The following is a 23,254-nucleotide window of genomic DNA, read 5'->3' on the forward strand; positions in this document are numbered from 1 at the left end:
TGCCGATTTTAATGCGTAAAGTGGCTCAACCGATCAAGTCAGCGAGCGGATCATCTGCAGGTGTCTCAGCAGGTGCACCATCGGTTGCCGGAGGAACCTCATCACCTGCCGGTGCTGCGGGTGCTACGGGTTCAGCCGCAACATCACGATCAACGGTCGAGGTAATCTCGTTTGAGCCAGTCTCTTGAACCGCCAGCGCCGCCAGAGTGATCGACAGAGCGACAAATGCCACAGCCAACCATTTGGTCGAACGCGTGAGAAAGTCTGCTGCACCGCGCGCGCTCATCATGCCATTGGGGCTACCGCCAATACCAAGGCCGCCCCCTTCGGAGCGTTGCATTAGGATGGTAACAACCAGAGCGGCTGCAACCAGCAATTGGACGATGGTGAAAAACAGAAACATATAAATTCTCTAAATTGTGTCCGGCGCATGTAGGCGCGCCCATGCCCGAGGGCAAGGTTTGGAGCAGTACCTTATTGTTCTTGAACCTCGGCGGCAGCCAGAACGATACCGAGGAAGCTTTCCGCCGTCAGGCTGGCACCGCCAACAAGCGCTCCGCCGACTTCATCAGCTGCAAGCAATTCCTTGGCGTTGTCCGGATTGACCGACCCGCCATAAAGAATGCGAACTTGTGCAGCCATTTCTTCACCGTAGAGCTCTACCAGTAACGCCCGGATCGAGCGGTGCATCGCGCTGATGTCTTCGACTGTCGGTGTTCGACCGGTGCCAATAGCCCAAATCGGCTCATAGGCAATGGTCAGGACTTCGTCTGCATTATCAAGCGATTCGGGCAGCGAGCCTTTCAACTGACGCGCGACAAAGCTCTCAGCCTTACCCTCGTCACGGGTTTCTTCGCTTTCACCGCAACACAGAATGACACGGATGCCCGCTTCCAATGCCGATTCGACCTTGGACCGGACCAGCGCATTGGTTTCGGCATGATCCTGGCGACGCTCGCTGTGGCCAAGAATCACGAACTTCGCGCCAGCATCGGCGACCATGGAGGCTGAAATATCGCCGGTGTTTGCGCCTTCCGTGCCAGAATGACAGTCCTGTGCGCCAACGCCAATTTGCTCAACCTCACGGTGAACGGCGTGAATCAGCGTAAATGGCGGCGCCAGAGCAACCTCCACTTTCATCAATCGCTGTGACGAACGGTCAATCGCGCGCGCTTCAGAGAGCATGGCGCGCGTGCCGTTCATTTTCCAATTGCCTACAATATAGGGCCGCTCGGCCATTTCATTGTTCCTGAAAACCAAAAAAGGGAATTTGTGAATCTGTTGCCCCTTTATGGGGGCGAAGGGTCCGGTCCGCTAGACGCAGTTTGGGATAAGGTCAAAAGACTTTCCAACCTGTTGCGGGGAGGTCGCAGGACCGATAAAGGGTCTCACGCAAATATTACCTCCCTCGGGAATCCAATCCCCACCAACGTTCGGATGCACAGCACACCATGATCACGTTTTTCCGCAGGTTCTTCCAATCAAAGATCGGTATCGCCGTAACACTGGCGTTCTTGGGGCTGATCGCCTTTGCTTTCGCTAGCGCAGATGTCTCGAGCACTGGTACATTCGGCGGCGTATCCGGAGGCGACCGTGTTGCTGTTGTCGGCGACAAAAAGATCAGCACATCCGATCTGAGCCGCGCCGCCAGCAACGCTGTGGACAGCATGCGGCAGCAGAATCCGACCATTTCAACAGAAGAATTCATCGGTCAGGGCGGTCTACAACAGGTACTCGATCAGCTTCTTGAACAAACCGCCATTAGCGGCTTCGCCGAGAAGTACGGATTGCGTGCCGGTACCAATTTGGTGAACAGTGAAATCATGTCGATCCCCGTGTTCCGCGGAGCAGATGGCAATTTCGACGAAGATGCCTACCGCCAGGCACTGGCACAACGCGGACTAACCGACGCCTCGGTTCGTGACGAATTGCGCAATGGACTGCTTGCGAAGCAAATTCTTCTACCGGCATCATACGGTGCAACTGCGCCCGACAAGTTCGCTGTCCAATATGCATCGCTGCTGCGGGAAACACGCAGTGGTGCGATCGCACTGCTCCCAGCCCCAGCCTTTGCTCCCGAGAATGATCCAACTGATCCGCAGCTTCAGGAATATTACGACGAGAATCAGGCTGACTTCATTCGACCAGAGCGCCGGACCATTCGCTACCTGAGCTTTGACGACAGTGTTGTCGGTGATCTTGCGACACCAACGGCGGAAGAAGTCGCCGCACGCTATGAAGAGAATAGCGAAGCCTTTGCGGCGAGCGAACAGCGTACCGTCACTCAGATGATTGTCTCTACACAGGAAGCAGCCAACGCGATCCGGGACCGGGTGAATTCGGGCGGCTCTCTAGCCGTTGCGGCCCGCGAGGCCGGCCTGCAAACTGCGCAGATCGGGCCAATCTCGCAAGCGGACTATGCGGCGCAAATCTCTTCCTCTACTGTGGCCGACGCCGTTTTCGCCGCCGCTGAGGGCACGGTCGCTGAACCAGCGCGCAGCGGCCTTGGTTTCCACGTTGTGCTGATTGACGATGTTACCAGCACCGCTGGCAAGTCACTTGATCAAGCGCGCGCCGAAATTACCGCTGCTTTGACCGAGGAAAAACGTCAGACAGCAATCGCCGACCTATCAGCGGATATCGAAGAGAAAGTTGATAGTGGCATCGCGCTATCTGACATCGCGCAGGAACTGGGAGTTGACATCGCGACGACACGACCGGTCACCGGCGATGGCGCAGTGTATGAGGGTCAGGGCGAAACCATTCCGCAAGTTCTCGGCCCTGCTCTGCAAACCGCGTTCCAGATGGAAGAGGGCAAGCCACAGCTTGCAGCGATTGTGCCGGGGCAGCTGTTCTTGGTTTTTGAAGTAGGCCAGATTACACGTTCTGCAGTGGCGCCACTTGCAGATATTCGTGATCGGGCAATCGTTGGCTGGAAGTTGTCCGAAGGGTCATCTCAAGCGCGAGCAGCGGTGGACCGGATCATGGAACGCATCAAAGGCGGTGCGGCCATCAACGCCGCAGTCGCGGCAGAGGATGTGACCCTGCCGCCGATTGATTCAATCAACATGAACCGCGAGCAGCTTGCGCAAGCTGGCCAACAGGTTCCCGCCCCGCTCGCCTTGCTGTTCAGCATGGCTGAGGGAACGACTAAGAAACTTGAAGGGCCACGCAACGCCGGTTGGTTTGTTGTGCGCTTGGACGATATCGAAGCAGGAACTGTAGCCGAGGGCGATCCGATCTTCGCGCAGACCAAGCAGCAAATCTCCAGCGCTCTTCAGGAAGAGTTCGGCGAGCAACTTCGCACTGCAATCAAGGCTGAAATCGGTTCGGAAACCAATGAAGCGGCTATCGAGGCGGTGCGTAAGCAGCTTACCGGCGAGCAATGAGGGGCGATTTGATCGCCCGATGACCCAAAGTTCAGGCACCACTCTTTCCAACGCCGATGCCGCGCGGACGCAGTTGAACGCTGGGCAGCCCGCGCTCGTCTGGCGTAAAATCATTGCCGACACCGAAACACCCGTTGGCGCTGCTGCCAAACTGATTGAGCCCGGACGCGGCGACTTTCTGCTCGAGTCTGTTGAAGGCGGTGAAGTCAGAGGGCGATTCAGCCTGCTTGGCCTTGACCCAGATCTGGTTTTCCGTGCGTCTGGCACCGACGCCGCAATCAACTCAGCGTGGAAGCATAACCGCGAAGCGTTTGAGGATTGCGCTGAAGACAGTCTGCCCGCGCTGCGTCAACTGGTGCAGGATTGCCGGATTGATGTTCCGGATGAGTTGCCGCCTGCGCTAGCGTGCCTGGTCGGCTATTTTGGTTACGAGACTATCGGTCTCGTCGAGAAATTACCGCGCGCGCCAGAGAATCCGCTCGATCTGCCCGACATGCTTTTCGTCCGTCCAACCATCATTCTGGTGTTTGACGGGCTGACCGAAGAACTGTTTGCCATTGCGCCTTTGTGGGCCGGTCAAGGCGATACAGATCGCGTGATCGCACAAGCGGGTGACCGCATTGACGACGTGCTGCGTAGCCTCTCCCAGCCCAGCCCGAGCACTGCAACCGCAGTTGATCTGCCAAATATGGCCCTCAATCCGACTATGGCTGGTGACGACTATGCTGCGATGGTGGCAAAAGCGAAGTCCTACATCGAGGCAGGTGACATCTTCCAAGTTGTACTGGCCCAGCGCTTTACCTGCCCCTTCCCGCTGCCACCGCTGGCGCTGTATCGGGCGCTGCGCCGCGTAAACCCGTCACCGTTTCTGTATTTCCTCAACCTGCCCGGCTTCGCAGTGGTCGGGTCCAGCCCCGAGATTCTTGTCCGCGTTCGCGATGGAGAAGTGACCATTCGCCCGATTGCCGGGACCCGCCCGCGCGGCGAAACGCCTGCTGCCGACCGCGAGGCCGAGGCTAGTCTGCTCGCCGACGCGAAGGAACGCGCAGAACATCTGATGCTGCTTGATCTTGGCCGCAATGATGTCGGCCGCGTGGCGTCTCAGGGTAGCGTCGAAGTCACCGATAGCTTCTCGGTCGAGCGTTATAGCCATGTGATGCACATCGTCAGCAATGTCGTCGGTCAGCTGTCGCCGGAACACGACGCGCTTGATGCCATGTTCGCTGGCTTCCCTGCTGGCACGGTCAGCGGCGCGCCGAAAATTCGCGCGTGTGAAATTATTGCGGAGCTGGAACCGGAAACACGCGGTGCTTATGCCGGTGGCGTGGGCTATTTTGCGCCCGATGGCTCGGTCGATAGCTGCATTGTGCTGCGTACCGGCGTGGTGAAAGACGGAACGCTACACGTACAAGCAGGCGCAGGTATCGTTGCCGATAGCAATGCCGCTTATGAGCAGCGCGAATGCGAAGCCAAAGCCAGCGCCTTGATCGCGGCGGCAAATGAGGCCGCACGCGTCGCGAGCGAACCAGGGTTCGGCCAATGAGAGCGCTGACACTGACCGCGATTGTCCTGGCGCTATCAGCCTGCAATCCCGAACCGGAAGGCGAGCCGGTCCTTCGCACAGAGATCGGTAGCGGCGTGGCCGAGGATATTTCCAAAGCTCTAAGGCGCGACTCTGCCTGCCGCTCGGTCACATTCGAGACAATCCCGCTAACGCATTGCATCGCTGATCCGGCCAAGCACCGGATCACAACCGCGCTCGGTCCGGACGGCAAAGCGCCCTATCGCAGCCTCGCCAATCTGGCCGCTGGCCGTGCACCCGACGCGCCGCTTGTCGTGTTCGCGGTGAATGGCGGAATGTTTGACGAGGACGGCAAACCCATCGGCTATTATGTTGAGGGGAAGGACCGGACAAAGGAACTGAACCGCGCCGATGGTCCCGGCAATTTCCACCTCAAGCCCAACGGCGTATTTTACGGCACGGGCAGCACATGGAGCATCCGCACCAGCGATGGTTTCTATTCGAATGTTGGTGATCGGCCCGAGTTTGGGACACAATCGGGACCAATGCTGGTCATAGACGGCAAACTCCACCCTGAAATCGCGCAGGATGGCCCGTCCAAAGCAATCCGCAATGGCGTGGGCGTCGACAGCGAAGGCCGCGCGCATTTCGTCATTTCGGACAAGCCGCTGTCATTCGGCGTACTCGCGCGTTTTTACCGCGATGAACTCAAAACGCCCAATGCGCTATTTCTGGACGGCAACGTCTCTGCATTGTGGGACCCTGCAAATGACCGGCTTGATCTGGGCGCGGCACTTGGCCCGCTGATCGTCGTCGAAGCGAAGGAATGACATGATTACTTACGACCGCACGCTTTATCCGCCCATCGAACCCTATGAGACCGGAATGCTCGATGTCGGCGAAGGGCACTCGATCTATTACCAGCGCGTCGGCACGCCCGGCGCGAAACCGGCGGTGTTCTTGCACGGCGGACCGGGCGGCGGGATGGCACCATCGCACCGCCAGCAATGGGATCCGGAACTGTATGACGTTTTGCTGTTCGACCAGCGCGGCTGCGGACAATCGACACCATTCGCAGAGATCGAGAACAACGACACTTGGCGCATTGTTGCCGATATTGAGCGGCTGCGCGAAATGTGCGGGCACGATGCTTGGCAAGTGTTCGGCGGCAGCTGGGGAGCCACCCTAGCCCTCGCTTACTCTCAAAAGTATCCGGACCGTACGACGGAGATTATCCTGCGCGGTGTGTTTCTGGCTCGACAGCAGGAGAAGGGATGGCTTTACCGCTTCGGCGCGAGTCAGATCATGGCCGAGCAATGGGATCGCTTTATCGGTCTTATTCCCGAGGACGAGCGCGACGACCTTGTCAAAGCCTATCATGACCGTCTTACCAGCGATGACGAGGAAACCCGCCTAGCCGCCGCGCGCGAATGGTCTCTTTGGGAAGGTACGGTTGCGACTTTGCTGCCCAACGAAGGCTTGCTGGAAGAATTTGCCGATCCATCGAAAGCGCTGCCCTTTGCCCGTATCTGCGCGCGTTACTTCCTCGAGGATTTCTATCTGGAAGAGGCGCAACTCGTGAACGATTTGCACACAATCAAACATATTCCCGGCATCATCGTTCAGGGCCGCCATGACATCTGCACCCCGCCTACATCGGCGTGGGAACTGAAGAAAGCATGGCCCGAAGTAGACCTACGGATCGTGCACGATGCCGGCCATAGCGCAGGCGAACCGGGCATTATCGACGGGCTGGTTCGGGCAACCGACGAATTCGCTGGCAAGAAGGCCTGACACGCAAGCGAGCTTTCCTTGCTTGATTGCGCGCCGGAGACAGGCAAAGGCACTCCCATGATCCTCGTCATCGACAATTACGACAGCTTCACTTTCAACCTTGTCCATTATCTGATGGAATTGGGTGCAGAGGTGCAGGTCGAGCGCAATGATGCGATCTCTGCGGCCGATGCGATTGCGACGGGTGCAGAGGGGTTTCTGATCTCTCCTGGCCCCTGCACGCCGAACGAGGCCGGTGTCAGTCTGGATTTGGTCGCGGCCTGTGCGGATGCGGAGAAGCCGTTGCTAGGCGTGTGTTTGGGCCATCAGTCGATTGGTCAGCATTTTGGTGGCACAGTCGTTCGCGGCGGATTGATGCATGGCAAGACCTCGCCAGTTACACATGATGGAACGGGCGTGTTTGCAGGCCTCTCCTCACCCTACACCGCAACGCGCTATCACTCGCTGATTGTTGAGGATATTCCTGATGTTCTAGCCGTGAATGCTCGCAGCGACACGCCGGGGCTCGAGGGCGATTGCGCGATGGGCTTCCGCCATCAGACACTACCAATCCACGGCGTGCAATTTCATCCGGAAAGCATTGCGACCGAGCATGGTCACGCTTTGCTGGCGAATTTCCTGCGCATTTGCGGGATCGAACCGAAAGACCTGTAATGAAGACGCTCCCGCTCGAAGTCCCGCATATGAATGCGCAAGAGGCCGAGGAGGTCTTCGGCTGGATTCTAGACGGGGAAGCAAGCGAAGAAGAAATCGCACGTTTCCTGCTGGCGATGACCGAACGCAGCGAAACCGCTGACGAAATCGCAGGCGCAGCACGCGCCTTGCGGGCTCGGCTCATTCCGATTGAAGCGCCTGCAAATGCCATCGATGTTTGCGGCACGGGCGGAGACGGACACCATACATTGAACGTCTCGACTGCCGTTTCTCTGGTCGTTGCTGCGACCGGCGTCCCGGTGGCCAAACACGGCAATCGCGCAGCCTCTTCTAAATCTGGTGCAGCTGATACTCTCGAAGCGCTCGGGCTGGATATGGATGTCGCGGGTGAGACTGCCGAAAAGACACTGGCCGAACTCGGCATTTGCTTCCTGTTCGCCAAGAACCACCACCCTGCCATGGGTCGTATCCAACCAATCCGGCTGAAACTTGGGCGGCGGACGATTTTCAATCTAATGGGCCCGCTTTCAAACCCTGCAGGTGTCAAGAGTCAACTGATTGGCATCGCGCGCCCTGGCTATGTGTCGATCTACGCGGCGGCCAAGGCCGCGCTCGGCACCGATCGTACGATGATCGTTTCGGGTGATGAAGGTTTGGACGAACTCAGCCTCGCAGGTGGCAACGAAGTCGCCGATGTGCGCGGCAATGAGTTTGAAATGAAGCGCGTCGATGCCTCTATGATTGGCGTTCCCAATGCTCCTGTCGAAGCCATTCGCGGCGATGATGCAAAGCACAACGCTGCGGCTTTGAAAGCGCTGCTGGACGGCAACCCTGGCCCATACCGCGACGCAGTGATCTTCAACTCGGCTGCATCGCTAATCGTCGCAGGCACAGCCAAAGGCTGGAACGAAGGAGCAGACCAAGCTCGCGAGTCACTCGACTCCGGCAAAGCGCGCGAACTGCTGCAAAGCTGGATCGCGATGACGCAATGAATAAGCTGGATGAAATCTGCGCGACCAAGCGAGACGAGGTCGCAGAGCGCAAGGCAAAGACAACGCTCGCTGATCTGGACGCCAAAGCGAGCGGACAAAGCGCACCGCGCGGGTTTCGCGCCGCGTTGGAAGCGAAAGCGCAATCAGGCTACGGACTGATCGCAGAGATCAAGAAAGCTTCCCCGTCCAAAGGCCTGATCCGTGCAGATTTTCGGCCTGCCGAACACGCTAAGGCCTATGAGGAAGGCGGCGCAGCATGCCTCTCGGTACTGACCGATGCGCCTTACTTCCAAGGACATGAGGACTTCCTGATTGAAGCGCGCGCAGCGTGTAACCTTCCTGCTCTGCGTAAGGATTTCATGGTTGATCCGTGGCAAGTAGCCGAGGCGCGCGCGATTGGCGCTGATGCAATCCTGATCGTTGTCGCCGCGCTGGAAGACAGTGTTATGGCGGAGATTGAAGCCGCGTCCATCGAATACGGTATGGATGTATTGGTCGAAGTCCATAATGAGGCTGAGATGGAACGCGCAACCAAGCTCCAATCACGACTGATCGGCGTCAACAATCGCGACTTGAAGCGGTTTGTGACCGATTTGGGTGTGACCGAAAGGCTCTCGAAGCTGGTACCCGAGGGAACGCTGCTAGTGGGCGAAAGTGGAATCACAACGCACGAAGATTGCCGGAGGCTTGAACAATCCGGTGTCCGAGCATTTCTGGTTGGCGAGAGCCTAATGCGGCAATCAGATGTTGCCGCCGCAACGCGGGAGTTACTCAACGGATGAGTAAACTCACTCACCTTGATGATGACGGTAAAGCCCGCATGGTCGATGTCGGTGCGAAAGCGGAAACCGCTCGCACAGCGACTGCTACGGGGCGGATCACGATGAGCGATGATGCCCTTGCTGCCATTCGTGACGGGAATGTGCCCAAGGGCGATGTGCTCGCGGCGGCGCGGATAGCGGGAATTATGGCGGCCAAAAAGACTGCCGAACTGATCCCGTTATGCCATCCGCTTGGGCTAGATTCGATTACGGTTGATTTTGCGATAGAGGACGGGGCGGTTCACGCGACGAGCACCGCATCGTTGGTCGGCAAAACCGGCATTGAAATGGAAGCGCTTACAGCAACCTCCGTCGCACTGCTGACAATTTACGATATGGCCAAAGCGCTCGACAAAGGCATGGTGATTGAGGGCGTCAGGCTGCTAACCAAAACCGGAGGCAAATCCGGCGATTGGCACGCAGCGGAATGAACCCGCCAATTCCCTTGCACGAAGCGCAGGCACGACTACTCGATCTGGTGCGGCCGACTGCAACGGAGGCAGTTCGCTGCGAAGATGCTCTTGGGCGGTATCTGGCCGATCCGCTAATCGCGAAACGCACTCAACCTGCGGCTGATCTCTCGGCAATGGACGGCTTTGCCGTTTGCGGCGAAGCTCCGTGGAAAGTCATCGGCGAGAGCCGCTGCGGCGCACCATTTGGTGGCTTTGTCTCATCGGGCGAAGCAACGCGGATTTCGACCGGTGCACATGTGCCCGAAGGCGCCGATTCCATCGTCCTGATTGAAGATGCGGAAGTGAACACGGTCGACAGCTTGACGGCAACCGAGAAGCCGACACCCGGTCGCCATATCAGACGCGCCGGATCGGATTTCGAAATAGGTGCACAATTGCTCGACGCGGGCGTTCGGATCACCCCAGCACGGATCGCTCTGGCGCGAATGGCGGGCCATGCCGAGCTAACAGTTCATATGGCACCGAAAGTCGCGATTCTCGAATGCGGCGACGAACTTTCCTACACACCCGACATGTGCAACTTTGATGAAATTCCCGCCACTAACGGGTCGATGTTAAATGCGATGATTTCCTTGGAGAACATAACAGCAGCAACTGTTCCGCCTGTTCCAGACAATCTAGACTCATTGGCCGCAGCTATCGACGCCCATGCCGATCATGAATTGCTAGTAATCAGCGGCGGTGCATCGGTTGGCGACCACGATCTGGTGCGCCCGGCTTTGAAGAAACTCGGCGCGACCATCGACTTCTGGCGGGTTGCAATGAAGCCGGGAAAACCGCTGATGGTTGCAACGCGCGGCAAGCAAATCATTCTCGGCCTACCGGGCAATCCCGTGTCGAGCTTTGTCACTGCATTCCTGTTTATGCTGCCGGCGCTTCGCAAGATGCTGAGCGCAACGGATTGCTTGCCGCGACCGATAGATATCCCCTGCACCGAAGCGCTACCCGCAGTAGGCCCCCGCAGGACCTTTATGCGCGCAACGCTTGCCGATGGACAGGTCACGCCCATCGCTCAACAAGGTAGCGGCGCATTGGGCGCCCTTGCCGAAGCCAATGTGTTGATCGAACGCGCAGAGCATTGCGATGAGACGAGAGCGGGAACATCTGTTCCGGTCTACCTAATCGAAAATGGCGGTATTGCTTGACCTTCTGAATTAAGTTGCCTACTTGTTCCGCATTCGTTCACCATTCGGTAACGATGCAACTGATGCGATTAAGGAGCATTTTGCAATGCTGACGGCAAAGCAGCACGAACTTATCCGCTTTATCCAGCAACGTCTGGAAGAGACTGGTATCTCTCCCTCTTTTGAGGAGATGAAGGCCGCACTCGATCTGAAAAGTAAATCAGGCGTCCACCGGTTGATTTCTGCATTGGAAGAGCGCGGCTTTATCCGCCGCCTACCCAATCGGGCACGCGCGCTGGAAGTGCTCAAGAATCCTGAAGATGTACTGCCGAGTGCGATAACGAAGCCCGCCAATGACGTGGTCGCGCGGACAACTGCTCCGCCAGTTGCTCAACCTGAACCAGCCAATGACGTGATCGAGCTTCCTTTGCATGGCCGCATCGCTGCGGGTGCCCCTATTGAAGCGCTTGAAGGTCAGAGCAGTCTGCCGGTTCCGGCTGCCCTACTCGGCCCCGGTGACCATTATGCACTGGAAGTATCTGGCGATTCGATGATTGAGGCTGGTATTTTTGATGGTGATTTCGCACTGATCAAACGAACCACGACGGCCCGCGATGGCGAGATTGTCGTTGCATTGGTCGACAACGAAGAAGCCACTCTGAAATACCTACATCGCGATGGTTCGATGGTTCGCCTCGACCCTGCGAATGCGAGCTACTCTGCGCAAGTCTATCAGCCGGGGCAGGTGGAAGTTCAAGGTAAGCTTGCGGGCCTTCTGCGGCGGTACCACTAAGTTTTTGATGTGCGGGCGAGAGTTTAACGGCGTTCCCCGCGCCACCATCCGTGCTCTCCTTGAGAGTCGGCTACGGCGTCAAAACTCTCGTCGGATAGATTTATGGTTAGGCCGCCGGTTCTCTCCAGCAAGTTACGATCGGCTTTCAGCCATTTCGGCTGGCAGGAACGCGGCAGGTAACGGTCAGCGACTACGATATCCGCTCTATCGCAAGCGGCCGCCAATGCGCGCATCTCAACGCGATTGTTACTTCGCGCCATCAGCACCTGCCAATTACGACCATCTCGGCGTAGCGGGATGGTGCAGAAGTCAGCGCTGCACGATGCATCTGGCCATTGATCAAGCGGGATTGGCTTTCCATCCATGCCCGCCAGTTCGAGCAGGTTGTCGCGGGCATAATCGCTTCGACTTTCTCGAAGAACGAGCAATTCCTCACTCTCACCTGCGATCCCGACATGACGGCCATCGCCCGATATCAGGATATCGGGTGCAGCCTTGGTAAGAAACAACAAAGTGGCCAGTGCTGCGGGAGCGAAACCAAGCAAGCGCACACTCCCCCGCCACAGCCCGATCCACAACCCACCAATCACGAACAGCGCAAAAGTCGCACCACCCATTTCAGGCATCAGCTTGACGGCACCTGGTTGATCGGCCGTGAAATGTGCAATGCCGATGAGCAAGTCGAGCGACTTGCCTGTCAGCCACCAAAGCGGCGCGCCCACCCCGACAAGGTCCGCCAACAGCGACAGCGCGATCAGCGGCATAGATGCAAAAGTGGTGAGCGGAATACCAATGACGTTGGCGAAGGCCCCGTAAACCCCTGCACGATGGAAGTGAAACAGCACTATCGGTATCAAGGCGATCTCGATCACGAAGCCAGTAACAAGCAGCATCAACGTCCGCCGCCCTAGCCGCGTTGCCCAGCTCTCCTCGCGCGGCGCCAGGAACGCTCGCACGGGGGCAGAATTGTGCAACGCAACAATGGCTAGCACGGCTGCAAAACTCATTTGAAAGCTTGGCCCAACAAGCGATTCCGGCCACAGAAACAATACGAACATGGCGGCCACCGCCACCATTCGGAGGGACAGCGCTTCTCTGCCTAAAGCCAAAGCAATCAAGACCAGAATTGCTCCGACACAACTGCGAACAGTGGGGACTTCAGCGCCAGTCAGCAGTGTATATCCGACACCAGCCAAAGCCGCGACACCCGCAGCAACTAAAGGTAGACGAACGCGCAATGCCAGCCACTGCCAAAGCGCGAGCAACTTTATCGCAAGCAAATAGGCAGCAGCAATAACTGCACTGACGTGCAATCCGCTGATCGATAGCAGGTGCGTCAAACCGGCATCGCGCATCGCCTCCTCGTCAGCGTCACTGATACCACCGCGGTCGCCACTAGCGAGCGCCGCTGCGATGGAGCCTGCGGATCCTCCCAGCTGACTTCGGACATGGCTGGCCAATGCGCGCTGAGTCGACGCCAACGCTTCTTCCTTCGCCGCTGGTGCAATGACTTCAATCTCACCTAAGACCGAGCCAGTAGCGGCGAAGCCTTGAAACCATGCCGACCGGGCAAAATTGTAAGCCCCCGGCAACATCGGCGGAGCCGGCGGCATCAAACGTGCTCTCAAACGGATCACTGCGCCTTCCGACAATCCAGCCATATCTTTGTCAATCGGCACGTTGACGCGAACTTTCCGCGCGGTACCCACTTCTGCATCGCGATAAGCCAGAATCAAACGTACCCGGTCCCTAGCAGGCTGTTCGTCGCGCTCTAGAATACGTGCTTGCAGCATCATCACTTGCGGCCGTTCGATAGATTCTGCACCAACAATCTCCGAGCGGCTCCAGATAACAGCGACGCCCAGCGCAACCAACAGACTCACGGCAATTGCAGCTCTACTCAGATCAATGCTGCCTGCACTGTGCCGCCCCATGGACAGAGCGCCGAGCGCAATCAGCAAGCACACTCCAATCGCCGCAGACCATTGCCATGGGCTATCCAGCGTAAACCAAGCAGCAATCCCGCCAGCAAAAGACACCGTCAGCCACGGCCCCTTATCAAAGCCGGATTCGCTCAAGAATTGATTGATTTGGTCAGCAATGCTGGACAATCGCGGTCCAACCCGCCAAGTGCGCTGCACTGCAGCATATTCTGTGTCTGAGGCAGTCTCTGGCGCGTCATCCTGCCCATCATTATGGGGCACAAGAGCGTCACCATTGGCCATCAAGACTATTGGATAGGAAACGAATACTTATGGCAAGCAATAGAGCCGTAACCGATCAAAAAGTTGTTACCCGCTTTGCGCCGTCACCAACCGGATTTCTCCATATCGGCGGCGCACGAACTGCACTTTTTAATTGGCTTTTCTCACGTCGTTACGGCGGGAAGGCGCTGTTGCGTATCGAAGATACTGATCGCAAACGCTCAACCCAAGAAGCGATTGATGCAATTCTTGACGGCCTCGATTGGCTCGGACTCGATTATGATCAGGAGCCAACGTTCCAATCTGCGCAGGCCAACCGCCATGCCGAAGTGGCTCAGATGCTACTCGACAATGGTCATGCATATCGGTGCTACGCGACGCCCGAAGAACTCGAAGCAATGCGCGCGGAGCAGCGCGTGAACAAGCAGCCCATGCGTTATGATGGCCGCTGGCGTGATCGGGACCCATCAGAGGCACCGGAGGGTGCGTCCTTTGCCGTACGCCTAAAGACGCCAATTGATGGCGAAACTGCCATTGATGACCTTGTTCAAGGCCGCGTGACAGTTCGCAACGAAGAGATTGACGACTATATCATCCTCCGTGCCGACGGCACGCCGACGTACATGCTCGCAGCGGTGGTCGATGATCATGACATGGGTTGCACGCACATTATTCGCGGCGATGACCATTTGAACAATGCATTTCGCCAATTGCCGATCTACCGCGCAATGGACGCAATCGAAGGCGGTTGGTCCGATCCGACTTACGCGCACATCCCGTTGATTCATGGCAGCGATGGCGCGAAATTGTCTAAACGCCACGGTGCTTTGGGCGTCGAGGCATATCGCGATGAAATGGGCATCCTGCCCGAGGCGCTGTTCAACTACTTGCTCCGGCTTGGCTGGGGGCATGGTGACAAGGAAGAGATCACCCGCGAAGAGGCGATCGAATTGTTCAGCCTCGACGGTGTCGGCAAAAGCCCCTCACGCTTCGATATCAAAAAGCTCGAGAACTTGAATGGCCACTACATCCGCGAGGCTGACGATGCCCGCTTGGCAGAAATCGTCGCCGCAAAGCTAGGCGATGAAGCCGATCCGGAATTGCTCGAACAAGCTATGCCGGTAATGAAAACGCGAGCCAAAAGCGTCGAAGAACTGGCTGATGGCGCAGGCTTCTTGTTTGCGAAAGTACCATTATCCATGACCGACAAAGCTGCAAAATTGCTGACCGACGACGGGAAAGAGTTGCTTTCGGTAATCTCGGCCCGTCTGAAAGCAGAAAATAGCTGGACAATTGAGGCTCTCGAAGCCACTACGAAGGCACTTGCAGAGGAGCTCGAGCTGGGCTTCGGCAAACTGGCGCAGCCAATGCGAGCCGCGCTAACCGGAACGACAACGTCACCCGGGATTTTCGATGTGCTGGTCCTTTTGGGACGAGACGAGGCTCTTGCGCGAATTGACGCGCAGGCAGTTTCGCCAAGTCAGGACTGACGGGCGCGCGATTAAACCGGGCAAAGGAGAATGAATTTGGCGGATAAACAGGCAAAGCTGACGCTGAACGGAAACGATCACGACTACCCCGTTTTGCAAGGTAGCGTTGGCCCCGATGTAATTGATATCCGTAAGCTTTATGGCCAAACGGGTGCATTCACATTCGATCCTGGCTACAAATCGACCGCAAGCTGCGAAAGCGCGCTGACCTATATCGATGGCAATGAAGGGGTGCTACTGCACCGCGGTTATCCGATTGGCCAATTGGCCGAGCATTCCAGCTTCATGGAAGTCGCTTATCTGCTGCTTAACGGCGAACTGCCGAGCGGTGACGAGCTTGCCGATTTTGACAATACCATCACACGCCACACAATGCTGCACGATCAGCTGCGCCAATTCTATCAGGGTTTTCGCCGTGACGCCCACCCCATGGCAATCATGTGCGGTGTCGTTGGTGCGCTGTCTGCGTTTTACCATGACAGCACTGACATTTCCGACCCAGAGCACCGCAAGATTTCCAGCCACCGCCTAATCGCGAAAATGCCGACCATTGCGGCAATGGCGTATAAATATTCCATCGGTCAGCCGATGATGCAGCCGGATAACTCGCTGAGCTACACCGGTAATTTCCTGCGCATGACTTTCGGTGTGCCCGCTGAACCCTACGAAGTGCATCCGGCGATCGAAAAGGCAATGGACCGGATTTTCATCCTCCACGCCGATCATGAGCAGAATGCATCAACGTCAACGGTACGTCTTGCCGGTTCGTCGGGTGCCAACCCGTTCGCCTGCACTGCTGCCGGTATCGCGTGTCTGTGGGGTCCAGCCCACGGCGGCGCTAACGAAGCGGCGCTCAACATGCTGCAGGAAATCGGCTCTCCGGACCGCATTCCGCACTATATCGAGCGCGCAAAGGACAAGAACGATCCGTTCCGCCTGATGGGCTTCGGTCACCGCGTGTATAAGAATTACGACCCGCGTGCGACCGTGATGCAGAAGACTCTGCGCGAAGTGTTCGATGCACTGGAAGTGAGTGATCCGGTCTTCGAAACCGCATTGCGCCTCGAAGAGCTTGCGCTGAATGACGACTACTTCAAAGAGAAGAAGCTGTTCCCGAATGTGGACTTCTATTCAGGGATCATTCTCTCGTCGATCGGCTTCCCGACCACTATGTTCACTGCGTTGTTCGCCCTCGCCCGTACGGTTGGCTGGGTCGCACAGTGGAACGAAATGATCTCTGATCCAGGCCAGGTCATCGGTCGCCCACGTCAGCTTTACACTGGCCCGACAGAACGTGATTATGTGCCCGTAGACAAGCGGTAATCGCTACTCGGTGGCTTCAGCTACCGGTAGATCGAGTATAAAGCGCGCTCCCTGATCGGGCGCGCTTTTTACCGTCAGGTTTCCGCCCATCGCACGCGCGATTCGGCGCGAAATGTAAAGGCCAAGGCCGGAACCGCCATCACCGGTGCGGCCTAACCGTTCGAACTTCTCGAATACGACGGCTTGCTGGTCTTCGGTCAGGCCTTTGCCTTGGTCGGTCACGGTAACGCTGACACCACCATTCGATTGCGCAACGGCAATCTCGACGCTGGACCCTTCAGGTGAATAGCGGATCGCATTCGTCACCAGATTGAGCAGAATCTGCAATACGCGGCGAAATTCAGCGGTCGCTGGCGCTGTTTCTTCCGGACCCGGTGCAATTAACTTGATCCGGTTCTCCTGAGCGCGAACATTCAAAATGCCGACAGCGCGCCGGGCGACATCTGCCGCATCGATCTGATCAGGTGCCGTGGTGAAACTTGCAGACTCAACGACCTCCAAATCCGATAGGTCTTCAATCAGTGCCATCAAATGCTGCCCGGCATCGGCAATGTCAGATGCATAATTGCTATATTCTTCCGCTAGCGGGCCCGCCATTTTGGAACGGATCGTCTCCGCATTGGCGATAATGCGCGCAATTGGCTGGCGTAGCACTGGCGAAAGATCCCGCCCGATGGAATGCATAGTCTCCGGCTTTGGCGGCGCGCTCGCTTTACGCCGATCAACCAAGGGACGATTTGGCACGAGATAAAGGTCGAAACCATTGCTGCCCGGTTCAGGTTGCCCCAGCGGGATTAAGCTTGCGGTCCAGATACGTTCAGAGCCTTCGACATGGCATTCCGCACCATCCAGCAAACGCCAATGAAGCGGTTGCTCATGGCTATTGCCCGGGAAAGTAACGAACTCGGTCCATGGATGCCCACGCGCCTGCCGCATCCGGGCAGTCAAATCGGCCAGATCCCGGGCCTCGCTTTCAACGGTCAATACGCCTTGCCTCGTGTCTAAGCGGGCGGTTAACTCGGCAACCGATTGATCAATATCCCTCTTACGAGCAATCTTAACCGCCTCAGAAGGATCGGGTTGCGGTGCCGTCTGCCAGTTAGCCACGCCGATAAAGCACCCCCCACCTTCTCGACCAGTCGGTGTCGCTTCCACCCAAGCTGTGATCATTTCTTCGCCGTCGAACGCTGTAATCGTCCGCGCTAGTCGCAGCCCAGACTCTTGCACCTTTACGATCAACTCGCGCAGTTCAGGAATAGCGATTTCCCCGGGAATGACGCCGCCGCACCGCTGCTGCAGCGTTGCCAACGGTTCTTGCGATTCCACCAGCAGGTTTGCCGCGTCAGTGCGCGCACGAGCCAAAAAGGATCCTGAAAGCGAGGCCATCGTATCAGCCCGCAGCCAATCCGCTGGATGCCGCCAATATCTCCGCAGCGCGGTCGCGACGTAGCAAGTCAAAGCCATCGGGCAACGCGACGTTCGGGTGGATCACCACAAACTGCTCTTCAACCTCGTTCGGTTTGAGACCACCAGCGCGCAACGCCAACGCTAGGCGACCTAATTGCCGGTCATTGGTCGATTGCACGGCGAGATCGCGATCTTGCTGCGAAGCGGCCGCCAAAGCGGTTAGGAAGATTGCTACGCCTGCATGCGCAGCCGATAATGCCGCCATCGCCCCATTACCCAATCCGGCAACTAGGCGTGACATTAGACCAAGTCGGCTAGCGCCCTCGTCATATTCCGCCCTCAGATGCATTTCCGCCGCTGCAGTAATCTCATCCAAGCCCTCGCCGGCATGCGTTCGCCAAGTCAACACAGCCGCATGGAAAAGGTCGCCAGGAAGTTCTTTGAGCGGCAGCTCCATCCGGCCTTGTTGCTGGATAAAGCGCGCTTGCGCCGTCAGCACCGCCATCGCGTTACTGGACACATCCGGATCATCTGACGCGATAAGCGCTTGAAGCAGAGGTGAAAGAACCAAATCAATCGCGCTGCGATCATGCAGGCGTTGCGCCAGTTGACGTTCAATCGACAGAGCATGGCAGTGTGACAGGAAACCGGCATTGGTCAGCAAGTGGCCGACAAGTTCTTCGGAATGTTGTTCAACGAATTCGGGCAAATTGTCGTCACGGGCCTCACGTCCTTGAACGCCGAGCATCTGCCCTGCTACGCTGGAAGCCATTCCGCGAACCTGTGCTACGATCTCGTCGCTAAACAATGTATTGTCCGGGCTGACCACCAAATGCCCCAAAATCGGCGCAACTGTGCCGAGCGCGGCGTCGCCATGCGCAAGCTCGTCGCGCAGAACCGCTTCTACCGGTATTTCAGTTGTTTGGTTCATCGCCGTCTCTTCCATCTCCTGCTCCTACCGCAGCATGGTTAAGCCCGCGTTATCCTCAACGAGTAAGTTTGAAACAAAAGGAATATCAGCACCAGGACAGCAAGTAACTGAATAACTGGTACTAACTGACCGGCCACAAGGCCAATTCCCAGTACAATCGCCAGAACACCGCGATCTTCGAACAAATCTTGCAATTTTTTCGATCCATCTGGACCGTGCTGTTCCGCAGCCAATCGCAGCAACCCGACGAGAATTGTGACAGCAAATAGTGCCGAAACTTGCACGCTCTCCACCACGGAATACCAAGCCAGCGCGATGAGCGCAGCATCAAGCAAAACCGTAGGCAATATCGACAATATCCGGCGAACACCGGTTCGAGCAATACGTCCCTTCAAAATACCCGAGATCGCTCCACCAAAGCGAAACGCAAACGCCGCGATTGCTGCTAACGCAAAACCCGCAGCAGAATATCCGAGATAGCCGCACAATACCGCGACCCCGGTCAGGGCATAACCCAAACCGCCAACTGCTTGTGCAGCCTTCACCGGATGAGAATGCCTCCTAAGAACTGTTAGCCCTGCGTAATCTGCACCAGCACTCACCGGTGCAATCGGTGCGGCCGGGCTGAACATATTGCCCAACCAATTGTTCTCAAATGCCTGTAAAGCCTCATCATCGCGGAGGATTGCCCAATGATGATCAGATAAGGCGCTCTCGGCGATCTCACCCGTTTTTGTGCCGGATTGCAGAGCAAGCCTGAGCAAACTCGATTGCGGATCGACATCAGCAGGCATGTCGGCCAATTTTTCCACGAGTGAACCATTGGCCAGCATAATGCCTGCCCATGCAAATTCACGATCAAGCCTTTCGAAGCCCTCGGCAACAGCCTTCTCCGCTGGCAAAGTAAGAACCGTCTTCCCGCCATCGAGATGCTGAGAGGCCAGTTCCTCATCAAATGCGAGCCCGTCGGCAATGACCAGCAACTCGTCGGCAGCCTTAACTAAACCAGACAATGGGCGCGCATCGCGGATGACCTGGAACTGCGCACCAGCATTCTCAACGGCCTGCTGTAGCTCGACAAGTTCGGGATGGAGTCCGTCCGACAGACATGCGATTTGCTCACACCCCATCGAGATTGCGAAATCGATCTGCCGCTGCAAGATCCTTCGGCCACCAACACGAGCAAAAGCCCGCGGCTTCCCTTCACCACCGGAAAACTCTTCAACTGACGATAACAGTGCGACCCGCACTCGTATGCTCCTTGAAAGGGAGCACGTGTCTAGGCTGGGTAGGAGACGGTGCCAAGCGCCGATATTCGGCAAGGCATCTGCGCGATGCGCTCGTTACGCGACGAAATCCATATAAAAGGCTTCAATTTTGCGCACGATGGTCGGCTCACCGGGCGCGGATTCCAGCGCATCTGCTGACAGTTTGAGCAGCTCGTCGGCATGAAAACTGGCTGCCAGGCCTTTCAAGCGAAGCGCCGCCATTTCCCAGTTTCCGTCGCATCGCGCCCGCTTTAGAAGGTCGATTTGACGCTCTACGCTTTCTGCGAATGCACGGCGCAACTCCGCCAGGAGCGCAGGATCCTCACCTGCGGCGGCCGCAAAAGTAGCATCAAGAGTGCCGTTTTCATACAACATCATCTCATCAAATACGGCCCCGAAAGTTAAAATGAGGTTTCCCCCTGTGGAAAACATGTTAGATTCCGCACATGACCGGAGGACCAAACATCCGGGCGATAGGCCCAGAAGACGCGCAGGAAGCGCAGGTTGAAACCATATCCGAGGAAGCGGAGGACACCCTTTCGCTTACCGATGAGTACGAGAGCGATTGGGAATATGAAGAACCCAAAAGCCTGCAGTTAGGGTGGATTACACCCACTCTCGCGGTATTGGCCATCGCCGGTTGGACCGGGTTTTTTGGCTGGGCACACCAATCAGAGATACTGAGTGGCGGCACTCCGCAGCAATGGACCAGTTGGATCACCAGCTGGGCAATTCCTACTCTATTGATCGTATCGCTGTGGCTGCTGGCTATGCGCAATAGCACGCGCGAAGCGGCTAAATTTGGCGCAACGGCGCACATGCTGTCGGAAGAGTCAGCCCTGCTTGAGCAGCGTTTGACCACGGTAAACCGCGAGTTGAGCTTGGCGCGTGAATTTCTCGGTTCACAATCGCTGGAGTTAGAATCGCTTGGCCGTGTCGCTAGTGAGCGCTTGTCAGAGCATGCCGACCACTTGCAAAGCCTGATCACGGACAATGGCAGTCAAGTTGATGCCATCGCAAGTGTCAGCGCTACCGCATTGGAAAACATGGGTAAATTGCGCGACGACCTGCCGGTTGTCGCGAACTCAGCAAAGGATGTATCCAATCAAATTGGTACCGCTGGCCGGACTGCGAATGGTCAAATTGCCGAACTGGTCGCCGGGTTTGAGCGGCTGAACGACTTCGGCAAAGCCAGTGAGAGCCAGGTTGATTCCATCCAAACCAAAATCGAAGCGGCGTTGACCACTTTCGAAAACCAAACGGAAGAGATGGAAGAACTCGCCGAAACCCGCTTTGCCGCGCTGCGCGACAAGAGCGATGAGTTCCGTACCGAATTGGATGGCCGCGAAGTCGAAGCCTTGGCAGCAATGCGCCGCCGCGCGGAAGCATTGGCCGATGAATTCGCCAAATCACGCGAAGGTTTGGATCTCGAAGAAGAGGAAGCACTTCGCTCGCTCCGTGCGCGTCTGACGGCGATGCGTGAAGAAGCTAGCACCGTTAGCAATTCAGTGCAGGAAAGCGAAACCAACGCGCTCGAAAGCTGGCAGGCACGGATTGCGGCTTTGAAACAGCAACTCAATGAAGCGATTGTCGAGATTCAGAATATTGACGAGGCCGCGCTCGCTTCTGCCAACGCTAAGCTTGACGCTCTCCGGTCAGAGGCCGAAGCGGTCGATGCCCATATTATGGAACGCGACGGCAAATTGGTCGAACAGGTCGAGGCGCGGCTGGTAGCGCTTGGGGAAAATGAGGATGTAGCCATTCAAGCGTTGACTGCGCGGTTGGAAACGCTCGACAGTGAAATTGCAGCGCGCCGTGAAGCGCAGGAAAGCCAATCGGAACGTCTTGCCGGACGTAGCGAAGCAATTGCCGCACGCATTGACACTTTAAGAGCCTCTCTGGTCGCCATTTCAGACCTTGGCGAACGTACCGAGGAAAGCATGGCACGCAGTGCCGAGCAGTTGGTGTCTACATTCGACAATAGCCGAGAAGCCATTGAAGCCACGGATAGGGCGGTCAAGGACCTTACGGAGGCGAGCGTGCGCTTGCTGGAGCTTATCCAAGCCAGTGCGCAGCATAGCGGTGTCGAATTACCCGAAGCGTTGACGACTGCAGAAGATCGCCTGAAGGAAATTCGCGATCAGGCAGAAGAACTCAAAGGCGTGATCGGACAGGCTGGCGATAAGAGCCAGGAGCTTTCCGAATATGTCCTAGCAGCCCAATCAACTGGTCATGCATCGATTGAGCAAGTTGATGCGCTCCGTGACCGTATTGCCGGTTCCAATGCAGCAACTCATGAAGCGATCACGCTGCTGACCAGCGATCTGTCCAAACTGAACGATGAAAGCGATTTGCTTTCGTCCAAAGCACAGGACCAACTGCGAGAGGCTATTTCTGCGCTTGAAGAAGCAGCACGCAATGCGCCCTCAACTATCGAAGCTGGCCTGAAGGAAAGTGTCCAATCCGTTGCGAGCAAGCTTGGCCAGGACGCCGGAGAAGTGCTCGACAAGACACTCCACAGCGCTTCACAAGAGTCGATCAGCAAGCTCGAAGAGTCCGCTGCAAAGGCCAGCGGTGTCAGTCGTGATGCGGCTATCCAACTGCGTGATCAGCTATCCAAGGTCAACGAACTCGCCGCAAACCTTGAAACTCGCGTTTCAAGGGCACGTGAGCAAGCTGAAGAGCAAGTCGGTAACGACTTCGCACGCAGGATGGCTCTGATCACCGAAAGCCTTAACTCGAACGCTATCGACATTTCCAAGGCAATGTCGAGCGATGTGACCGATACGGCTTGGGCGTCATATCTGCGCGGTGATCGTGGCATCTTTACCCGCCGTGCAGTCAGCTTGCTCGATAGTACCGAGGCGCGTGATATCGCCGAGGTCTATGATGAAGATCCGGACTTCCGTGAGAACGTCAGCCGGTACATTCACGATTTCGAGAGTATGCTACGCAGCATGCTCTCAACCCGTGACGGCAACGCGCTCAGTGTCACCCTGCTGAGCTCCGATATGGGCAAGCTCTACGTGGCGCTTGCGCAAGCTATCGAGCGGCTTCGCGACTAAGCTG

20 protein-coding genes are annotated in these 23,254 nt (G+C 56.9%); 13 read left to right on the top strand and 7 right to left on the bottom strand.

Annotated elements, in window-relative coordinates:
* Positions 1–25 precede the first annotated feature (25 nt).
* On the bottom strand, positions 26–403 hold the full coding sequence (gene secG / locus J9777_RS05165; RefSeq protein WP_209347686.1) for a preprotein translocase subunit SecG: 378 nt from the start codon (positions 401–403) through the stop codon (positions 26–28).
* Between the two features lie 71 nt (positions 404–474).
* Positions 475–1,239 carry a triose-phosphate isomerase gene (gene tpiA / locus J9777_RS05170; protein ID WP_209347687.1) on the bottom strand — a complete coding sequence of 255 codons (765 nt, stop codon included), beginning with the start codon at positions 1,237–1,239 and terminating at the stop codon, positions 475–477.
* A 212-nt stretch (positions 1,240–1,451) separates the two neighbouring features.
* Between tpiA and J9777_RS05175 the strand changes: the two genes are divergently transcribed.
* From J9777_RS05175 to lexA, 10 genes are all read left to right on the top strand, one after another.
* On the top strand, positions 1,452–3,389 hold the full coding sequence (locus J9777_RS05175; protein ID WP_209347688.1) for a peptidylprolyl isomerase: 1,938 nt from the start codon (positions 1,452–1,454) through the stop codon (positions 3,387–3,389).
* A gap of 19 nt (positions 3,390–3,408) precedes the next feature.
* Positions 3,409–4,932, top strand: coding sequence for an anthranilate synthase component I (gene trpE / locus J9777_RS05180; protein WP_209347689.1), 1,524 nt, complete (start codon positions 3,409–3,411; stop codon positions 4,930–4,932).
* Positions 4,929–5,741 carry a phosphodiester glycosidase family protein gene (locus J9777_RS05185; protein ID WP_209347690.1) on the top strand — a complete coding sequence of 271 codons (813 nt, stop codon included), beginning with the start codon at positions 4,929–4,931 and terminating at the stop codon, positions 5,739–5,741. The genes trpE and J9777_RS05185 overlap by 4 nt, the downstream gene beginning before the upstream one ends.
* Position 5,742: 1 nt before the next feature.
* A complete protein-coding gene (gene pip / locus J9777_RS05190) occupies positions 5,743–6,705 on the top strand; it encodes a prolyl aminopeptidase (protein ID WP_209347691.1) in 963 nt (320 codons plus the stop codon).
* A 57-nt stretch (positions 6,706–6,762) separates the two neighbouring features.
* Positions 6,763–7,359 carry an aminodeoxychorismate/anthranilate synthase component II gene (locus J9777_RS05195; RefSeq protein WP_209347692.1) on the top strand — a complete coding sequence of 199 codons (597 nt, stop codon included), beginning with the start codon at positions 6,763–6,765 and terminating at the stop codon, positions 7,357–7,359.
* Positions 7,359–8,351 carry an anthranilate phosphoribosyltransferase gene (gene trpD, locus J9777_RS05200; protein WP_209347693.1) on the top strand — a complete coding sequence of 331 codons (993 nt, stop codon included), beginning with the start codon at positions 7,359–7,361 and terminating at the stop codon, positions 8,349–8,351. Before J9777_RS05195 ends, trpD begins: the two co-directional genes overlap by 1 nt.
* Positions 8,348–9,133 carry an indole-3-glycerol phosphate synthase TrpC gene (trpC, locus tag J9777_RS05205; protein ID WP_209347694.1) on the top strand — a complete coding sequence of 262 codons (786 nt, stop codon included), beginning with the start codon at positions 8,348–8,350 and terminating at the stop codon, positions 9,131–9,133. The genes trpD and trpC overlap by 4 nt, the downstream gene beginning before the upstream one ends.
* A complete protein-coding gene (gene moaC, locus J9777_RS05210) occupies positions 9,130–9,603 on the top strand; it encodes a cyclic pyranopterin monophosphate synthase MoaC (RefSeq protein ID WP_209347695.1) in 474 nt (157 codons plus the stop codon). Before trpC ends, moaC begins: the two co-directional genes overlap by 4 nt.
* Positions 9,600–10,790, top strand: a complete 1,191-nt coding sequence (locus J9777_RS05215; protein WP_209347696.1) for a molybdopterin molybdotransferase MoeA — start codon at positions 9,600–9,602, stop codon at positions 10,788–10,790. The genes moaC and J9777_RS05215 overlap by 4 nt, the downstream gene beginning before the upstream one ends.
* 85 nt (positions 10,791–10,875) lie before the next feature.
* Positions 10,876–11,562: a transcriptional repressor LexA gene (gene lexA / locus J9777_RS05220; RefSeq protein ID WP_209347697.1), complete on the top strand. Its 687-nt coding sequence runs from the start codon at positions 10,876–10,878 to the stop codon at positions 11,560–11,562.
* A gap of 23 nt (positions 11,563–11,585) precedes the next feature.
* On the opposite strand, the gene J9777_RS05225 is transcribed toward lexA, so the two are convergent.
* Positions 11,586–13,787, bottom strand: coding sequence for a ComEC/Rec2 family competence protein (locus J9777_RS05225; protein ID WP_209347698.1), 2,202 nt, complete (start codon positions 13,785–13,787; stop codon positions 11,586–11,588).
* Between the two features lie 29 nt (positions 13,788–13,816).
* Between J9777_RS05225 and gltX the strand changes: the two genes are divergently transcribed.
* Together gltX and J9777_RS05235 are read left to right on the top strand one after the other, a co-directional pair.
* Positions 13,817–15,256, top strand: a complete 1,440-nt coding sequence (gene gltX, locus J9777_RS05230; protein ID WP_209347699.1) for a glutamate--tRNA ligase — start codon at positions 13,817–13,819, stop codon at positions 15,254–15,256.
* Positions 15,257–15,292: 36 nt separating this feature from the next.
* The gene (locus J9777_RS05235) at positions 15,293–16,579 is read left to right on the top strand and encodes a citrate synthase (RefSeq protein ID WP_209347700.1); all 1,287 of its coding nucleotides are present in this window, start codon (positions 15,293–15,295) and stop codon (positions 16,577–16,579) included.
* Between the two features lie 3 nt (positions 16,580–16,582).
* Here the strand turns inward: J9777_RS05235 and J9777_RS05240 are convergent, their stop codons facing one another.
* The 4 genes from J9777_RS05240 to J9777_RS05255 form a co-directional block, all read right to left on the bottom strand.
* Positions 16,583–17,941, bottom strand: a complete 1,359-nt coding sequence (locus J9777_RS05240) for a HAMP domain-containing sensor histidine kinase (RefSeq protein WP_348631941.1) — start codon at positions 17,939–17,941, stop codon at positions 16,583–16,585.
* 28 nt (positions 17,942–17,969) lie between these two features.
* Positions 17,970–18,917, bottom strand: a complete 948-nt coding sequence (locus J9777_RS05245) for a hypothetical protein (RefSeq protein ID WP_209347702.1) — start codon at positions 18,915–18,917, stop codon at positions 17,970–17,972.
* 38 nt (positions 18,918–18,955) lie between these two features.
* The gene (locus J9777_RS05250; RefSeq protein ID WP_209347703.1) at positions 18,956–20,167 is read right to left on the bottom strand and encodes a hypothetical protein; all 1,212 of its coding nucleotides are present in this window, start codon (positions 20,165–20,167) and stop codon (positions 18,956–18,958) included.
* Positions 20,168–20,260: 93 nt separating this feature from the next.
* On the bottom strand, positions 20,261–20,560 hold the full coding sequence (locus J9777_RS05255; protein ID WP_209348611.1) for an Hpt domain-containing protein: 300 nt from the start codon (positions 20,558–20,560) through the stop codon (positions 20,261–20,263).
* A gap of 71 nt (positions 20,561–20,631) precedes the next feature.
* Between J9777_RS05255 and J9777_RS05260 the strand changes: the two genes are divergently transcribed.
* Positions 20,632–23,250 (top strand): ATPase, encoded by a 2,619-nt coding sequence (locus J9777_RS05260; RefSeq protein ID WP_209347704.1) that lies wholly within the window; start codon positions 20,632–20,634, stop codon positions 23,248–23,250.
* Positions 23,251–23,254: the final 4 nt, after the last annotated feature.

The organism is Pontixanthobacter sp. CEM42 (assembly GCF_017812015.1).
GTDB lineage: Bacteria > Pseudomonadota > Alphaproteobacteria > Sphingomonadales > Sphingomonadaceae > Pontixanthobacter.